Here is a 16,729-nt window from a genome sequence, read left to right as displayed (position 1 = left end):
TGGCGGGCTCCGTGGGTTTTTTTGGGGGGGTCGGATGGGGCGGGGCCCGCGACTCTGGCGGGGGGCCCCGGGCCCCTTCGCGTGCATCGAGACATGATGCGTTCACAGCCTTCAACGTTCGGCGAGATTTTCTGCGTTTCATACCTGAACTTGATGTCAGGAGCCCAGTCGAACCCAACTGCGGCATAACAAGTGAAAAGCCCTCGACCGGAAGTAATTTCCGATCGAGGGCTTTTCTCTTCGTTGCGGGGGCGGGATTTGAACCCACGACCTCCGGGTTATGAGCCCGGCGAGCTACCGAACTGCTCCACCCCGCGGCACAAGATATGACTCTAGCACGGCGCTTTCGCCCGCACAAATCGGACCCGGAATGGCCGCTGTGGATAGCGAGGGCGCCGGTATAGCGCGAGCGGCGAGGATCTCAGCACGCTCTCCGGCTTCCGCGTGCCGCAGAGCGGTTCTCCCACGCGGTACCGAGAGGAGTCGAGATGTTGATCCGGAAGCTGACGCGGGCGGGCGTAGCACACGCCCAATCGCCCCGTGCGAGACGCGTGGAGAGAAAGCGACGAGGAGCGCTTGGTGTGTTACTCGTGACGCTGCTCCTCGCTACAGGAACGAGCTTGTTCGCTCCGGCCGCCGAAGCCATTCCGCGAGGAGAGGTCGTGACCTTTGCCGGCGGGGTCGAGATCTCGAATTATGTCCTTCCGAACGGTAAGCGCGCCTATTGCGTTGAGATCTCGATGGGTGAACCGTCGGGAGTGATCTCGGAGGCGGGACGGCTCAACTACCTGCTCGGTCGCGCCGGAATGTTCCCGCAATTCGAAGAGACCAGCGGCATCCGGCAAATGAACTACCTCATCGACGAGTACGGCCAATCGGGCGATGCGTGGGACGCCGCCGCAGTGCAGCTGACGATCTGGCGGATGCGTGAGCGCTTTCGTCCAGGGAACGCAACGCTCGACCGCGTCGTTTCACTCCTCGAAGGCTCCTCGAAGGGGGTCAAGCTTCTGACAGATTCCGACAAGCTCTACGACGATGCCCGGAAGAACGCCACCGCGCCGACCAAACCGAAAGCAATTACGACTCCACTCACATTGGCCCCTGTCGGTTCGGAGACGAGCGGGAGGTTCCGGGTCAGCTACCCCGCGGGAACAAGCTCGCTGTCTCTTGTCGGAGGCACCTTCGAAGCGAATGGAGAGAAGACCGCGCGGATCGCTGACTCTGCCGCCGGGGATCTCTTGATTCGGGCGCAAGAAGGCGCGGAGTCGCTGCAGGTGAGCGGGTCATGGAGCGTCAAGGGCAAGCGCGGCTGGGAAGCACTCCTCGACATCTACAACACGTCCACGAGTGCGGGCGGAGTCGGCCAGCGGGTCGCGGTCGCGACCGGAAGTTCGCAGCATTCTGCGCTCACTGGTCGGTTCGCAGTAGTTAAACACGAGCTGCCGCCCCCGCTTGCGCCACCCGCAGCGTCGTCTCGCGCGCAGGCGTCCGCGATCATCGGAGGGGCAGTGTCAGACTCGCTGATCGTAGAAGAAGTTGAGGGCACAAGAATCGATATGTGGCGGGACGCCTCCGTTACATTCACCGCCTACCTTGAGCCTGAAGCGGGCGAGATCAAGTTCGATGAGCACTGGGACCCGATCCTCGGGGAACCCTACGAAGCGCAGGCGGAGAATCCCGAGACGGGCGAACTCCTCTGGTCAGAGTGGTGGGCGAACGCAGACGGTTCGCCGATCACCGACGCGGCCGGCGTGCCGATTCCGAGCCGCGACGCGAATGGGGTCGCCACATCTGGCACTACGAGCGACGGGCGCGCGTACCCGGTGCAACTCCTGAACGATGATGGGACGCCCCGGGTCGATGCAGCCGGTGCACCGGTGTACGCCCAAGGTCGGGAACCGGTGATGGAACGGCGTCAGGATCCGCTGCGCTGGAGCGCGGAGGAAGTGGAACCGATGTCGAAGCAGGAGAGGTGTCTCGCGCAACCGGTGTTTGAGTCCTCGAAGATCGAAGTGACGAAGCCTGGCACGGTGAGCTCCGGTACCACCGTGGTGAAGTCGGCTGGAACCCTGCACTGGGTGGAACGGGTTTCGTCCGGTGAGACGGTGGTGCATGAGGGAAAATGCGGAGTCGCGAATGAAACGACAAAGATCGGGCAGCCAGCAGTCGAAACTCGCGCGCTCTCCTCAGCCGTGCTCGGCGACGAGCTGTATGACGTTGCTATTGTCTCGGGGGAATTGTCACCCGAGGCGGAGTACTCGCTCGTCTTTGAGGCTTATCGGGCTCCGGAACACACTCCCGAGCGCGCGCACGAGGACGTTTTGCATATCAGCCCCATATACGAACCCGCGCCGGAGCCCAGATGCACACCCGAAAACATTGTGTTTCGAAGTCAGGCCGTGCCAGTGGAGGGGACTGGCGAAGTGCGCTCACCGGGCTTCGTAGCAACGCCGTCGCACGGCGAGAAAGTGTGGTGGGTGGAAACGCTCAGACTTGAGACGCCACAGGGCCCGAGAGTGATTCACCGAGGAGCGTGCGGGCTCGACACCGAGACGACGATCGTTGAACGGCCCCTGGTGGAGACCCAAGCGACAGAGAGTGTTCCCGTCGGAGGTGAATTCACCGACACGGCTCTCGTGAGCGGCGGAATCGCTGAGAACGCGGGAGCGCGGTGGGAGCTGACGTTCGCGGGTTATCTGGCAGACACTGAACCGATCGACGCTCCGAAGGAGGACGCTGCGGCTGGGGCGATGGAAGCGACAGCGGCAGTGTGCCGTGACGAGAACCAGCTCTTTGAAACGGAGGCGGTGCCCGTGACCGGGCCCGGCTCGGTTGCCTCGCCGGCGGCGATCGCAGAACCTGAATGGGCGGGGCGCGTGTGGTGGGTGGAGACGCTCTGGCTGATCCAAGGAGAGTCACGTACTCCTATGCACGTAGGCGAGTGCGGGCTTGATCATGAAACCACCTTCGTCACCACTCCGGACGTGACGACACAGGCGGCGAGCTTCGTGACTATCGGTGATGTCATGAGTGACACTGCAGAAGTGACAGGGTCGCTGACGGATCGCCAGGGCACCGAACATCGGATCGTGTTCCGCGGATACCGCGGCGATGCAACCCTGACAGGAACAGACAATGCGACCTGCACCGACGAGAACCTGCTTTTCACGACCGAGCCTGTCGTGGTTTCGGCAGCCGGCGAGGTGGTTTCGCCGGAGGTTCGCGCGCTCCCGGAATACGGAGAAACCATCTGGTGGGTGGAGACGCTGTCGCTCTGGGAAGGAACCACGGAACGTCGGCTGCATACAGGCGACTGCGGTCTTCCCGAAGAAACGACGACGCTCCAGCGGCCGACTGTGCGAACGGAGTCGGCGGGGTCCGTGGAGTTGGGAGAGCAGATGTATGACACGGCCATCGTCGACGGTGCTTTCCCCGAGGCAGAGGACGTAGAGTTCCGCGTGCGCTTCGCGGCTTTCCGGCGGGACGCGGACGGACGTGAGACGTGTGCACCCGAAGACGAGCTGCGTGACCTCTCCGACGCGGAGGGCACTCGGGTTCCCGGGCCCGGGAGCTATGAGTCGCGGAAGGTGACGACGACGCCCGAGCACCTGGGCATCGGCGGGTTCGTCGAGACGCTCGTGATGATCGCCGACGGCGAGGAGCACCCTGTCGCTTCTGGGAAGTGCGGCGAGCCGAGCGAGCGGTTTGAGGTGCGCGCGGTGGGAGCGTCTCCGCTCGCGCACACCGGAGCACCGGACCTCGGTCTGTGGCTCTGGGGTGGCGTCGGCGCGGGCGCACTCGGCACTCTCGTCTTCGCGATCAGCCTGAAAGTGAGGCGCCGCACGAATGGCGTGGTGAGGGACTGTCTCGACATGCGCTGACCCGCGTTGACATGCGCGGACATAGCGGTGTCCGGGGAGCCAATGCGCACCCCGGACACCGCGCAGCGGCGCATCTTCCCAGCTGAGGTCTCCAGTGAACCCAGGCGCGGCATCGAGCAGCAACTTGCAGCCCGTCTGCAGAACGCCCAAATGCAATTCATAGACTGGGGGTCCATGCTGATGGTACGAGAAGGGAGCCCCCATGAGCACCACCCCCGAGTACGACCAAGACGGTCGTATCATCACCCCGGGCAACAATGACCGTTCCCAGCAGGAGGCCAGCACCGCGGCGTACGGCACGGAGAACGTGACGAACACCGCGGGTACATCAGCAGCGGAGACGACAGCGCGGCACCCGACGACGCCGCTGCCCGAAAACGTGTTCCGCTCTGCGCCGACGGGCAACGCCGCGCCGCTCTCGCAGGAGTTCCACGCAAACACCCAGTACCCGTACGGGGCGACGCCGCAGAGCGCCGGAAGCGCCGATCCTCACGCGCAGACCGCAGCGTTCCAGCAGCAGCCTCACCAGCAGTTCGCCTACGGAGCTCCAGCGCAGGAGGGGGCGCAACCGGCCCACAACGCTGGGCACGGATCCTTCCTCCCGCCGGCAGGGCCCACAACCGATCAACGATCCGGGGCGTCCGGCGGGAAGAACCGCACCGGCGCACTGCTCGCGGGTCTCGCGATCGGCGCGCTGCTCGGCGGCGTCACGGGTGGCGGCGTCGCTGCCGTGGTGTCGGCCAACGCCGATCAGACGAGCACCGCGTCGTCCGACGGAAGCGGCGCGATCACGCTCAATAACGCGGAGAATGCGACGGCGATCTCGGGTGTGGCGGCGGTCGCGACACCGAGCGTCGTGACGTTGGAGGTCGCTGGAGCGAGTGCGAGCGGTTCCGGATCCGGCGTGATTTACCGTGAAGACGGGTACATCATCACCAACGCGCACGTGGTGACGCTCGACGGGGCCGCGATGAGCGACGCAAAGATCCGAGTGAAGCTGAGCGACGGTCGCATCTTCGCCGGCGAGCTCGTCAACGTCGACCCGTACTCGGATCTCGCGGTCGTCAAGATCGACGCGACGGATCTCCCAGCCGTGAAGGTCGCGGACTCGGACAAGATCGATGTGGGTGACTTGACTGTAGCGATTGGCGCGCCGCTCAACCTTGCGAATACGGTCACCAGCGGTGTGGTCAGTGCGCTCAACCGTGGGATCTCGGTCGGAAGTCCACTTATCGAGGGCGATCAGGGCCAAGATGATGACGGCGGAAACGGCGGAGATGGTGGCGGGGGATTCCCCTGGGACTTCCGCTTCGGCCTTCCCGATGAGCAGGGCCAGCAGGGACAACAGCAGGAGCCGTCCACCTCTGGTACCGTGACGCTCCCGGTAATTCAGACGGACGCTTCGATCAACCCGGGCAACTCGGGCGGCGCCCTGCTGAACGGCAACGGCGAACTGATCGGCATTAACGTTGCAATCGCTTCGACTTCGACCTCCGGCGAGACCGCTGGCAGCGTCGGCCTCGGCTTCGCGATTCCCGCGAATCTCGTGACCCGAGTCGCCGATGCCATCATCGACGGGGAGCAGCCGTCGCACGGCCTGCTCGGCGCGTCGGTCGCAGACTCGTCGCAGGACACCGACGAGGACGCGAACCACGCGGGCGGGCTGCTCGTGGACGTCTCGAAGGGCGGGGCTGCTGACAAGGCGGGCCTGCGCGCGGGCGACGTCATTACGGCGATCGATGGTGTCGCTGCGGTTGATGGGACCTCGGTCTCGGCTCTGATCCGCGGGCACGCGGGGGGCAGCACCGTGAAGATCTCCTACACGCGAGGCGGCGAAGCCGGCGAAACGGAAGCCACGCTCGGCACGCTCGAGTGGTAACGCGAACTGCGTCGCGGGTCACCCCTTCGGGGGTGTCGCCCGCGACGCAGTTGCGCGAGGGCGATGCTGCACCTGACAGCGGCGCGACTTCGACTCGCCGCCATGTCGTACAGTGGTGACGATGAGCGCCGCCCCCAAAAGCCCGATGCAGGCCGCATTCGCCCGCTTCGTCACACTCGCGACCTACGCGATCTCGGTACTCGCCTCGTGGTTCGTGCCGAGGCGCGCGAGCCGGTGGGTTTTCGGGAGCTGGGTCGGCGTCGGCGAGGGTGCCCTCGCAGTTGCTCGGGTGCTTCGTGCGAGTGATCCCGATGCCGAAATCTTCTGGACCGTGGCCGACGACGCGGAAGCAGAGCTTGCGGAGGCCGAGGGCTTCACCGCGGTACGTCGCTCGAGCTGGGCCGGGTTCGTCGCGACGCTCACGGCCGGTAACATCGTGATCACGCACGGGTACGGCGACGTGAATCGATTCGGGATCGCCGGAGCGTCGATCACTCATCTCGGTCACGGGGTGCCGCTCAAGCGCTTGCACCACCACCTCGCGCGGTCCACCGACGGACCGGGTTTCGCGAAGTCGATCCTGCGACGCATCTACCGTCTGGGCGCGGAGCGCGTGCAGCTCTACGTCACCGCCTCCGTCACGGTTGCGGAGCGCGTGCGATCGGCGAATGGGGTGCTGCCCGGACGCGTGCAAGCCCTCGGTGACCCGCGCGACGACATCGTCGCAGCGCAGGCTCGGGATCGCACGCTCGCCGAAGCCGCGCGGCTTCGCGTGCGCGAGCTCCTCGAACTCCCCGCGGATGAAACGGCGAGCGGGCGCGAGCGCCTCGTGCTGTATGCGCCGACGTGGCGCGACGGGGCGGCGGATCCGGTGGTGCCGACCCCGGAAGAGGCCATGGCGATATCCGCGTGGCTCGCGGCGAACGGCGCGCGTCTCGTGATTCGGTCGCACCCCATGGGGAGCGGAGCCTACGACGCGGTGTTCGGCACGAGTCAGTCGGACGCCGACGACGCCGCGCCCGTCGATCTCGCCGGGTCACGGGTGCATACTCTCCCGGCGTCACTCGCCCCCGATATCACGCCGCTGCTCGGTGCGTTCGACGCCGTCATCACCGACTACTCATCCATCGCGATCGATTTCGCGCTCCTCGCTCGCCCCATCGTGTGGTTCGCGCCCGACCTTATGGAGTATTCGCTCTCGCGGGGCCTGTACGAGCCGCTCGAGATCACGTCCGCGGGCCGCATCCAGCGCACGTGGTCCGAGTCGATCGAGAGGCTTGACGCTGTGCTTGCCGGCGGCGCCGCGACGCGACAGGCGGAGGCAGACGCCCGCGAGCTCGCCGCGCGCTTCCACGATGTTCCCGCCGGCGGGGCCGCGGCGCGCGTGCTCGCGGAGATCCGCCGCCTTGCCCTCCCCGCAGCAGAGCGCGTCTCCGAGGGTGTGTTCTTCGAAAGCTTCGAGGGGCGGCAGGTGAGCTGCAACCCGCTCGCGATCGACGGGGAAATCGCCCGGCGCTACCCTGAGCTACCGCGGTATTGGAGCGTTACCTCCGAGCGCATCGAGGTGCCGGAGGGAGCGACACCTCTGCTGGTCGGTGGCTCCGATTGGTTCGCGGCGCGGAAGCTTGCGAGGCTGCTCGTCGTGAACGATTGGCTCCGCTTCGGCTTCACACGAGGCCGCCGCCAGTTCGTGCTGCAGACTTGGCACGGAACGATGCTGAAACACCTGGCGCTGACCCGTCCGAAGACTGGACTGCAGACGCGGATCGCGACGCGCCGGGAGAGCCGGCGGTGGAGCGCGCTGCTCTCGCAAAACCCCCACTCGACGGAGCAGTTCCGCGCGAGCTACGCCTACCGTGGAGAGATCCTCGAAACCGGATACCCGCGTGACGACCGGCTCGCACGGGCGACTGTGCCGTCACCCAGCGGGCCGGAACGCATCAGCATTCTGCAGGCGGCCGCGAGGCGCACGCTGAGCATCCCTGAGCGCGCGCGCGTATTGGCCTACGCACCGACATGGCGCGAAACGCGACGCGGCGCGGCCGCCGCTCCCGACCTCCTCGACGTCGCAGACCTCGCGGCCAGGCTCGATACCGCAGACGACCCCTGGGTGGTGGTGACGAGAGGGCACACGCGCGTGGGTGCGCTCGGGGGAGTCGGTCTGCCCATCGGGAGCGGGCGGATCATCGACGCGTCGCACCATCCCGATGTGAACGACATGCTGCTCGCAGCCGACCTTTTCGTCACCGACTATTCGTCGACGATGTTCGATGCCGCGGTCGCGGCGGTGCCGATGGCGTTCTACGTGCCCGATCTCGAGGACTACCGGGATCGCGAGCGCGGCTTCACCTTCGACTTCGAGGCGAGCGCCCCCGGTCCGCTTGTACGGACTGCGGACGAACTGATCGAGGTGGCACGTGCAGGGGTGCCGTACTCCGAGGATTACGCTGCCTGGCGCGAGCGCTTCGTTCCGCACGATGATGGACGCGCCGCGGAGCGAGTGGTCGACGCGCTCGTCGAGCGGGGAGCTCTGCCGAGCGGGAGCGGGACCTAGACGCGCGAGCGGTCGACGACCCGCCCGCCACCGAGCACGATGCCACGTAGGAAGCCGGTGCCCCACGTCACGTGCATCGTGACGAGCGCGACTGCGGTGAGGAGCCGATCCCTGCGGCCCCGCTGATCGCGGATCTGCAGTGTCGCCAAGGCGATCCCGAGCAGGTACGCCGCTGCGGGAACGAGCAGGAGAGACCAGAGCGACGCCCAGGGCAGTATGCGGAGGACGAGCAGGATCAGGGCGACGCAGCTCAGGGCGAGGCCGAGCACGAGTGCCCCGGGCATGAAAAAGCGCCACGGGTTCGCGCGGCCATAACGCCGCACCAGCACCGCGCGCCAGTTGCCGGTCGCGAAGAACTGTCGCGCGAGATCTCCGAAGCTGGCGCGGGGCCAGTAGGTTACGGCGAGTGCGGGTTCGAACCACACGAGATAGCCCGCGCGACGCAGCCGCAGATTCAGCTCCCAGTCCTCCCCGCGGAGGATCGAGGGATCGTAGCCGCCGACCGCCTCGACCGCCTCGCGACGAAAAATGCCGAGGTACGCCGACTCCGCGGGGCCAGGCTCGCCATCGCCGTGATAGGCACCGCCGCCAAGACCGAAGGGGCTGTTGTACCCGCGCGCGATCGCGCGCTGCACCCGCCCCGCACCCGCGGCACGCATGATTCCTCCGACGTTCGCAACGCCGTGCTGCCGCAGCGCTTCGACTCCGCGACGCGTGTAGTCGGGCGTGAGCTCGGAATGCGCGTCGACCCGCACGATGACGTCATATCGACCAGCTGCGATTGCGCGGTTCAGCCCGGCGGGGATGTCGCGGTCCGGGTTGCGCACGATCCGCACCCGCTCTTCGCCGGCCGCGAGCCTCTCAGCGATCTTGTCGCTTGCGTCGCGCGAGGGGCCGAGGGCGAGCACGAGTTCCTTTTCGCCGGGGTAGTCCTGCTCGAGGATCGTGAGCACAGCCCGCTCGAGGGAGTCCTCCTCGTTGAGCACCGGCATGACGTACGTGACCGCGGGGAACTCTGGAAGGGGTGGAAGCGTCACCCGTCGATCCTCCCACACCGCCCGATCCTCCCGCACCGCCCCAAGCCGCCACGCAGCATGCACCGTTTAAACTGGGCGGATGCAGTTGGCGAAGGATGCGAAGCGCGCGATCCGCTTGGGAAAGCGCGTGCTCAAGGGTCGTCGGGCGTACTTTTCGGTACGGCAATTGATGCAGCAGCGCGGCGAGCTCCCGGCCGATCACTTCCGCATCGGCGTGTACTTCGCGGATAGCGACGTCAACATATATCAGATGCGCCAGTGGTACGCGCCGCTTCGAAAGCTCTCCGAGCAGTGGCCGGTGCTCGTGCTCGCGCGTAACGCTGCCGGCGCGAGCGCACTCATGCGGGAGAGCGGGCTCGATGTGGAGTTCGTGCAGCGGGTGACCGACCTTGAGCGCACGGTCGCCTCCCAGCGACTCGACGTGGTGCTCTACGTGAATCAGAACACGCGCAACTTTCAGATGATGCGCTACGGGCGTCGCTTCCACGTGTTCGTGAATCACGGCGAGAGCGACAAGATGTATATGACGAGCAATCAGCACAAGGCGTACGATTTCGCGTACGTCGCGGGTGATGCGGCTCGCGAACGGCTGTCACGAGCGCTGTGGGAGTACGACGTCGAGGCGCGCACGATCCCGATCGGTCGTCCCCAGGCGGACCACCTCGTCGGCGAGCCTCCCTTCACCCCTGATGAGCGCACCGTCGTACTCTACGCACCGACGTGGGAGGGGGACCGACCCGCCGCGAGCTACGGGTCCATCGCCTCGCACGGCGAGACGCTGGTGCGGCAGCTGCTCGCGACCGGTCGCCACCGCGTCGTCTATCGCCCCCACCCGCGCAGCGGCGTCGTCGACAGCGACTTCGGTGCCGCGAACGCGCGTATCGTCGCCATGCTTGAGGAGGCGAATCGGGAGGACCCGCGAGCCCAGCACGTCTACGACACGAGCCCCGCGATCAACTGGCAGCTCAGCCTCCCGGATGTCGCGATCTGCGACATCTCCGCAATGGTGTACGACCGCCTCGCCACCGGGAAGCCGCTCATGGTCACGCGGCCGACATCGCCCGAGGCCGTGGTCGACGAGGGCGGTTACCTGAGCGTGTGCGAGTGGCTCGACGCTGGTGAGACACTCGACATCGCGGCCGTGCTCGATCGCGTCATTGGGGACGACACCGCACGCGAGCGCCTTGTGACCTGGTCCCAGCACTACTTCGGCGATACATCTCCGGGCGCTCCGACGCGTCGTTTCCATGCGGCGATTGCGGATCTCCTGGCGCGTGCCGACCTGCACAGGTCGAACGAAGCGCGCCGAGCCGGGGAACCGCGCCAGGCAGGGGAGCCGCTGCAGGAGGCGGAACCGCTCGATTAGGCGGGGTGGTCGGCGTTGTAGCGATCCACCACATCGTCGATGGGCCCGTCGAGCACCAGCTTGCCTCGATCGAGGTAGAGACCACGCGTGCAGAAGGTCCGAAGGTCGCGCTCGTTGTGCGACACCATGAACAGCGTCTTGCCCTCGGCGAGGAGCTCCTCGATGCGGCCGTAGCACTTCGCGCGGAACGCCTTGTCGCCGACCGCGAGCACCTCGTCGACCAGGAGCACCGGCTCGTCGAGCTGAGAGATCACGGAGAAGGCGACGCGCACCTTCATGCCGCTCGAGAGGTGCTTGAACGGGGTGTCCGTGACGTCCTCCGCGCCCGCGAAGCCGATGATCTCATCAAAACGCGCGGCGATCTCCGCGCGGCGCAGGCCGTGCAGGCCGGCCATCAGCCACACGTTGTCCCGTACGGTCAGGTCGCCGACGAAACCGCCGGTGATCTCGATCAGCGGGGCGACCCCGGCGTTCACGCGCACTCGGCCCTCGTCGGGGAACAGCACGCCGGCGACGAGCTTCAAGAGCGTCGACTTGCCCTGGCCGTTGCGGCCGACCACGCCGATGGCCTCGCCCGGGCGCACATCGAAGGAGATATCCCGGAGCGCCCAGAATTCGCCCGGTCGGCTGCGGCGCTTGCGCCCGGCGAAGAGGTCCTTGAAGTTGCGCCGGGAACCGCGGTTCCTGCGGAAACGAACGCCGAGGCCCGTCGCGGAGATGATGTGATCCGTTGTCGCGACGGACGCCTCGTGAGAGTTGCTGGACACGTTAGAGCTCCTTCAACACGCCGCCGATGGTGCGGCGGAAGACGAGAATGCCGACTCCGAGGAACACCAAGGTGATCAGCGCCGACACGCCCATGAGCGCCCAGTTGATCTGATCCGGGAAGAACCCAGCGCGGAACATGGCGAAAATGCCTGAAAGCGGGTTCAACCAGGCGATCGGCTGCGCGAACTCGGGGAGGTCCGAAGCGCCGTAGATGATGGGCGAGGCGTAGAAGAGCACGCGCAGCACGAGCTTCGTGGCGCGCTCCAAATCCCGGAAGTAGACGGTGAGCGGAGCGATGATGAGTCCGACGCCGAGAACGAGCGTCGCGAGCAGGATGACCGCGACGGGCAGCAACGCGAGCCCCCAGCCGACACGCGCACCGGTCGCGATCGCGAAAATCGCGAGTACGGGCAGGCTCAGCAAGAACTCGATGCCCTTCGAGCAGACGAGATGACCGACCCAGATCCAGCGCGGCAGAGATACCGAGCGCACGAGTTTCAGGTCGCGCTGGAATGCCTTCGAGGCATCCGAGATTGAGCCGTTGACCCAGACCCACGGCAGCATGGCGGTGAGGAGGAAGACGATGTAGGGCTGCTCGCCGACCGTGCGGTCGAACACCTGTGTGAAGACGAACCAGTAGATAAGGCTCATGAGCAGCGGATCGAGGATCGACCACACGTATCCGAGCAGAGAGGTCGAGTACCGCACCTTCAGATCGCGCTTGGTGAGAAGCCACAGCGTCGACCAGGCGCTCGCGCGTCGGGATAGCTGGCGGGGTGCAGAAGTCACACGGCTATTCTGCCGCGTTCTCGAGCGCGCGGTCGCCAGACGACTGCTCGGAATACTTTGCTAAATTAGATGCCGTGCCGCCCGTAACTCCGTCAGCCATGCCCGCGCCCGATCCCCGAGGGGGGTCGACGCCCGGCGAACCGGCGGCAACGGGAGACCGAAGCGCCAGCGCCGGCGCGGCGTCTCGAGTGCGATCGAGCCGATCCGTCGGTGCGCAAAATGCACCGGTTCGCCCCGGCAGCGGCTCATTCGAACCCGCCGCTGACGCCGAGCCGGAAGCGCAACCCGCGTCGAGCAAGGAAGAGCCCGCGGCGGAGACGCGATCGCAGCGCACCGGCCGTGTCGAGGTGCCCGTGCCCTCCGTCGTGCGGGCTCGCGAGCGCGGTCGTATCGCCGAGCAGAATCCGGTCGTGCTGCGTACCGAGATGCTGACCAAGACCTACGGTTCCGTGGTCGCAGCGGGCGACGTCTCGCTCGATGTGCACGCCGGGTCGTTCACGGGTTTCGTCGGGCCGAACGGCGCGGGTAAGACCACGACCCTCTCCATGATCAGCGGGCTGCTGCGTCCCACGTCGGGACGCGTGACGGTCGGGGGAGTCGATGTTTGGACCGACGGCCCCGCTGCCAAGCGTTTGATCGGCACGCTGCCTGACCGACTGCGGCTCTTCGACCGGCTCACGGGGGCTCAGTTGCTGTATTACAGCGGCGTGTTGCACGGGGTGAAGGAGGCCGCCGTAGCTGAACGCACCGCAGAGCTCTCCGAAGCGTTCGGGCTCGAGTCGGCGCTCGGTCGACTCGTCTCGGATTACTCCGCGGGAATGCAGAAAAAGATCGCTCTCGCGTGCTCGATGATCCACGCACCCGAGGTGCTCGTGCTCGACGAGCCGTTCGAAGCGATCGACCCGGTTTCCGCCGCGAACGTCACCGACATTCTCGAGAAGTACGTCGCGGGTGGTGGCAGCGTCGTGATGTCGAGCCACAGCCTCGACCTCATTCAGCGCGTCTGCGATCACGTGTCGATCATCGTCGACGGCAGCGTCATAGCGCAGGGAACGGTTGACGCCGTGCGCGATGGCATGAGCCTCGAGGAGCGGTTTGTGCAGCTCACGGGTCAGAGCGAAGCAAGGAAGGGGCTCGAGTGGTTGTCCGGCTCTTCCGACTCCGAGTAGCCCTTCTCGGCGGAGGCTTCCGCGGCTCGTTCGGCCGGGCACTTCGCACCACGGTCGGGTATCTCGTCCTCGCGGCGCTCGCGCTGCTGCTCGCCGCAGCGCCCCGCACGCTGCTCGATGACGTTGGGCAGCGCGCCGTTGCTGACGTCATCATCGGCGGAAGCCTGCTCGCCGCGGTCTTCATCGTTCCGTTCTTCGAGAACCGTCGCATGCTTGAGCCGCGCCAGTTCGCGCAGTTTCCCTCGGGCGCGGGTTCGGTCGGAGCATCGCTCCTCCTTTCCTCGGTGCTCACCTGGTCGTTCGTGCTCCTCGTACTGTGGCTGCTTGCGCTGGCGGTGCTCCGCCCGGAGTGGGGCGCAGCGGGAGCCATGGTTCCGTCAGCCCTCGTGCTCGCGGCGGTGCTTGCAATCTGCAGTGCTCGCGTCACTGCCCTGATTTCGCGGTTGCTCGCGGGCGAGCGGTACGCGGGTGCGCTTCGCACCGTCGGCGTCGTGCTGGTGGTTGCGCTCCTACCGCTCGCCGTGTTCGCGGGTGAGAGCGTCTTGGGCGCGGGGGGCGCGCAAACGGCCGCGGGAGCTGCCGATGTTCTCGCTCTGACTCCCTTCGGAGCTCCGTTCGCGGCGATTCAGCAGGCCGCTGCCGGTGATGGCGACGCTGCTCTCACGTCGCTGGGGCTGCTCGGCGGGGCGATCCTTGTGTTGCTCGCGATCTGGTTCCCGCTCGTGGCTCTGGCCAATCGCAGCATCGAGCGGCCGATCTCGCCGGGTACCGCTCGCGTCGGGCTGGGATGGTTCGAGCGCTTCGCCGCCACGCCCGCGCAAGTGATCGCTGCCCGCGAACTCACGTACTGGTCGCGCGATCCGCGTTATCGCGTGGCGCTCTTCGCGATCCCGCTCGCGCCGATCCTGATGCTCGTGGCCTTTTGGGTCGCCGGCGCGGACCTGCGGGCGCTTGCGCTCGTGCCGCTCCCGGTGATCCTGCTGCTGCTCGGGTGGTCGCAGCACAACGATGTCGCCATGGATTCGACGGCGATCTGGGAGCACGTGGCCAGCGGCACCCGGGGCCGCGCGGACCGGGCGGGACGCCTCGCTCCGGTGCTCATGATGGGCGTGCCGCTCGCCGTTATCGGTTCGAGCATCACGGTGACGATCGTCGGGGACTGGCGGGTGCTGCCCGCGGTCATCGGCATGAACATCGGCGTGCTGCTCGTCGCCTGCGCGGTTGCGTGCGTCTTCTCCGTATTGACACCGTACCCCGCCACTCGGCCCGGTGACAGCCCGTTCGTGCAGCCGCAGTGGTCGGGTTCGGGATCGGGGCTCGCGCAGACGCTCTCGATGATCCTTGCTTTGGTGCTCGCTCTGCCACCCGTGTGGTTCGCGGTGCAGGCGATCATCGATGTCGAGTTCGGGCCGAACATCGCCGCGCTGGCAATCGGCATCGGCTACGGGATCGTCGTGCTGATCCTCGGTGTGCTCATCGGCGGGTGGCTCTTCGACCGGAGCGGCCCCGAGCTCATCGCGGTGGCCCAGGTGTTCGACTAGCCCGTGAGAGGCGGATCGCGCCGGGAGCAGTCGCGCTGCCCCGATGCCGCCGGAGTACACTGTGCGCATGGGATTCTTCACGCGTAATGACTCCGACACCGCGGGCGGCACCGATGTGCTCGACCGCGATCTCGAGAAGCTGCTCGAGGACGCGAAGATCGAAGACGGCGACCACGAGCGCTTCTCGCACTATGTTCCCAAGGACAAGATTCTCGAGTCCGCGGTGACGGGCAAGCCGGTGCGCGCTCTGTGCGGCAAGAAGTGGACGCCCTCGCGCGATCCCGAGAAGTTCCCGGTGTGCCCGGATTGCAAGCGGGTTTACGAGCGCATGAAGAAGTAGCTGGCGATCAGCGGTACTCGGTGGGAATCGCGGGGTCGCCGCGAGTGAGACTCATGGCTACCGGCGGCAGCTCGGCCAGTCGCGCCGCGTGACGCTCGCGCGCGGCTGCGATGCCGTCGCGGCCGGCGTGCTGCCGCTGCACCTCGCCATCGATGACGAGCGGTTCGAGCACGGATCGACCGTCGGCGTCCGTCCCCTCGGCTGTGCCGCTCGGTCCGTCGCCGAGGAAGATCAGCTCGGCGGTCGCGACTCCTGCATTCGAGTAAGCGCGGCGCACGCTCTTGCGCCCTCCGACCGAGGCTTTCTCCGCGGACTTCTTCGCGACCGACACCCACTCGCCCCGGTCGTTCTCGTGAGCGACGAGCTTGTAGACCATGCCCATGGTCGGGGTGCCCGATCCTACGACCACCGAGGTGCCCACGCCGAAGCTGTCGACGGGCGCCGCGGCGAGGGCCGCAACGGTGTGCTCGTCGAGGTCATTCGTGACGGTGATGCGGGTGCGCGTCGCGCCGAGGTCGTCGAGGAGTCGCCGTACGCGCGCCACCACGATCGGCAAATCGCCGGAGTCGATGCGCACCGCACCGAGTCCGGTGCCCGCGACTTCGATCGCCGTGCGCACGCCTTGATCGATGTCGTAGGTGTCGACGAGGAGGGTGGTGCTGGTTCCGAGGGCGTCGACCTGAGCCTGGAAGGCGGCGCGCTCGCTGTCGTGGAGGAGCGTGAAGCTGTGGGCGGCAGTGCCCATCGTGGGGATGCCGTAGCGGCGCCCGGCTTCGAGGTTCGAGGTCGCGGTGAAGCCGGCGATGTAGGCGGCACGGGCCGCTGCGACGGCGCTGTACTCTCCAGTGCGGCGGGATCCCATCTCCGCGAGCGGCTTGCCCGCAGCGGCGTGGCTCATGCGCGAAGCGGCGGTCGCAACTGCCGAGTCGGCGTTCAGGATGCTCAGTGCGAGCGTCTCGAGGAGCACGCCCTCGGCGAATGACGACTCGACCGTAATGAGGGGAGAGCCGGGGAAGAACACTTCGCCCTCGGGGTAGCCCCAGATGTTACCGCTGAAGCGGAAGTCGGCGAGCCAGTCGAGGGTGCGCGCGCTCACGACCTGCTCCGTGCGGAGGAACTCGAGCTCCGGCTCCGTGAAGCGGAACTGCTCGATGGCGTCGAGGAGGCGCCCGGTTCCCGCGACGACGCCGTAGCGACGGGCGCCCGAGAGCCGCCTCGCGAAGAGTTCGAATACGCTGCGTCGATGGGCGGTGCCTGCCTGCAGCGCGGCGTCGACCATCGTCAACTCGTAATGGTCGGTGAGCAGCGCCGTCGAGGAATGCACGCCGTCAGCTTAGCCGGTGGGGTGCCCGGCTGGCGTACCGTGAGCCGGTCGTGGACGGGAGCGGAGCGACGGCACGACGGT

General features: G+C 66.8%; 11 protein-coding genes and 1 tRNA gene. 7 read left to right on the top strand and 5 right to left on the bottom strand.

The annotated features are described in order from the left end of the window. Positions 1-243: 243 nt before the first annotated feature. Positions 244-317: transfer RNA gene (locus WFH00_RS05830), tRNA-Met, on the bottom strand. A 264-nt stretch (positions 318-581) separates the two neighbouring features. Between WFH00_RS05830 and WFH00_RS05825 the strand changes: the two genes are divergently transcribed. The 3 genes from WFH00_RS05825 (at position 582) to WFH00_RS05815 (ending at position 8,314) form a co-directional block, all read left to right on the top strand. After that, the gene (locus WFH00_RS05825; RefSeq protein WP_336659721.1) at positions 582-3,881 is read left to right on the top strand and encodes a hypothetical protein; all 3,300 of its coding nucleotides are present in this window, start codon (positions 582-584) and stop codon (positions 3,879-3,881) included. Positions 3,882-4,083: 202 nt separating this feature from the next. Continuing rightward, a complete protein-coding gene (locus WFH00_RS05820; RefSeq protein WP_336659720.1) occupies positions 4,084-5,760 on the top strand; it encodes a S1C family serine protease in 1,677 nt (558 codons plus the stop codon). 121 nt (positions 5,761-5,881) lie between these two features. After that, positions 5,882-8,314: a CDP-glycerol glycerophosphotransferase family protein gene (locus tag WFH00_RS05815; RefSeq protein ID WP_336659719.1), complete on the top strand. Its 2,433-nt coding sequence runs from the start codon at positions 5,882-5,884 to the stop codon at positions 8,312-8,314. Here the strand turns inward: WFH00_RS05815 and WFH00_RS05810 are convergent. Beyond that, positions 8,311-9,351 (bottom strand): glycosyltransferase family 2 protein, encoded by a 1,041-nt coding sequence (locus WFH00_RS05810; protein ID WP_336659718.1) that lies wholly within the window; start codon positions 9,349-9,351, stop codon positions 8,311-8,313. The two genes, WFH00_RS05815 and WFH00_RS05810, sit on opposite strands and share 4 nt — an antisense overlap. A gap of 79 nt (positions 9,352-9,430) precedes the next feature. On the opposite strand from WFH00_RS05810, the gene WFH00_RS05805 reads away from it, so the two are divergent. Then, positions 9,431-10,717 (top strand): CDP-glycerol glycerophosphotransferase family protein, encoded by a 1,287-nt coding sequence (locus WFH00_RS05805; RefSeq protein WP_336659717.1) that lies wholly within the window; start codon positions 9,431-9,433, stop codon positions 10,715-10,717. Here the strand turns inward: WFH00_RS05805 and WFH00_RS05800 are convergent. Then, a complete protein-coding gene (locus WFH00_RS05800) occupies positions 10,714-11,439 on the bottom strand; it encodes an ABC transporter ATP-binding protein (RefSeq protein WP_336659755.1) in 726 nt (241 codons plus the stop codon). The genes WFH00_RS05805 and WFH00_RS05800 overlap by 4 nt on opposite strands. 46 nt (positions 11,440-11,485) lie before the next feature. Further along, the gene (locus WFH00_RS05795; protein WP_336659716.1) at positions 11,486-12,274 is read right to left on the bottom strand and encodes an ABC transporter permease; all 789 of its coding nucleotides are present in this window, start codon (positions 12,272-12,274) and stop codon (positions 11,486-11,488) included. Between the two features lie 98 nt (positions 12,275-12,372). Between WFH00_RS05795 and WFH00_RS05790 the strand changes: the two genes are divergently transcribed. From WFH00_RS05790 to WFH00_RS05780, 3 genes are all read left to right on the top strand, one after another. Beyond that, complete coding sequence (locus WFH00_RS05790) at positions 12,373-13,443, top strand: ABC transporter ATP-binding protein (protein ID WP_442918801.1); 1,071 nt, start codon at positions 12,373-12,375, stop codon at positions 13,441-13,443. Continuing rightward, complete coding sequence (locus tag WFH00_RS05785; RefSeq protein ID WP_336659714.1) at positions 13,413-14,984, top strand: hypothetical protein; 1,572 nt, start codon at positions 13,413-13,415, stop codon at positions 14,982-14,984. The genes WFH00_RS05790 and WFH00_RS05785 overlap by 31 nt, the downstream gene beginning before the upstream one ends. A gap of 67 nt (positions 14,985-15,051) precedes the next feature. Next, the gene (locus tag WFH00_RS05780) at positions 15,052-15,324 is read left to right on the top strand and encodes a DUF3039 domain-containing protein (RefSeq protein WP_336659713.1); all 273 of its coding nucleotides are present in this window, start codon (positions 15,052-15,054) and stop codon (positions 15,322-15,324) included. Between the two features lie 7 nt (positions 15,325-15,331). On the opposite strand, the gene WFH00_RS05775 is transcribed toward WFH00_RS05780, so the two are convergent. Beyond that, positions 15,332-16,648, bottom strand: coding sequence for a nicotinate phosphoribosyltransferase (locus tag WFH00_RS05775; protein ID WP_336659712.1), 1,317 nt, complete (start codon positions 16,646-16,648; stop codon positions 15,332-15,334). Positions 16,649-16,729: the final 81 nt, after the last annotated feature.

Source organism: Leucobacter sp. USHLN153, assembly GCF_037145615.1.
Classification (GTDB): Bacteria; Actinomycetota; Actinomycetes; order Actinomycetales; family Microbacteriaceae; genus Leucobacter.
Note: the sequence above shows the minus strand (reverse complement) of the source record. Positions and strands in the feature narration are given on the sequence as shown.

Bases quoted from the DNA above. Each gene is read 5' to 3' on its own strand.
- WFH00_RS05820 (WP_336659720.1), top strand. From the start codon at position 4,084: ATGAGCACCACCCCCGAGTACGACCAAGACGGTCGTATCATCACCCCG.
- WFH00_RS05815 (WP_336659719.1), top strand. From the start codon at position 5,882: ATGAGCGCCGCCCCCAAAAGCCCGATGCAGGCCGCATTCGCCCGCTTC.
- WFH00_RS05805 (WP_336659717.1), top strand. From the start codon at position 9,431: ATGCAGTTGGCGAAGGATGCGAAGCGCGCGATCCGCTTGGGAAAGCGC.
- WFH00_RS05780 (WP_336659713.1), top strand. From the start codon at position 15,052: ATGGGATTCTTCACGCGTAATGACTCCGACACCGCGGGCGGCACCGAT.
- WFH00_RS05790 (WP_442918801.1), top strand. From the start codon at position 12,373: ATGCCCGCGCCCGATCCCCGAGGGGGGTCGACGCCCGGCGAACCGGCG.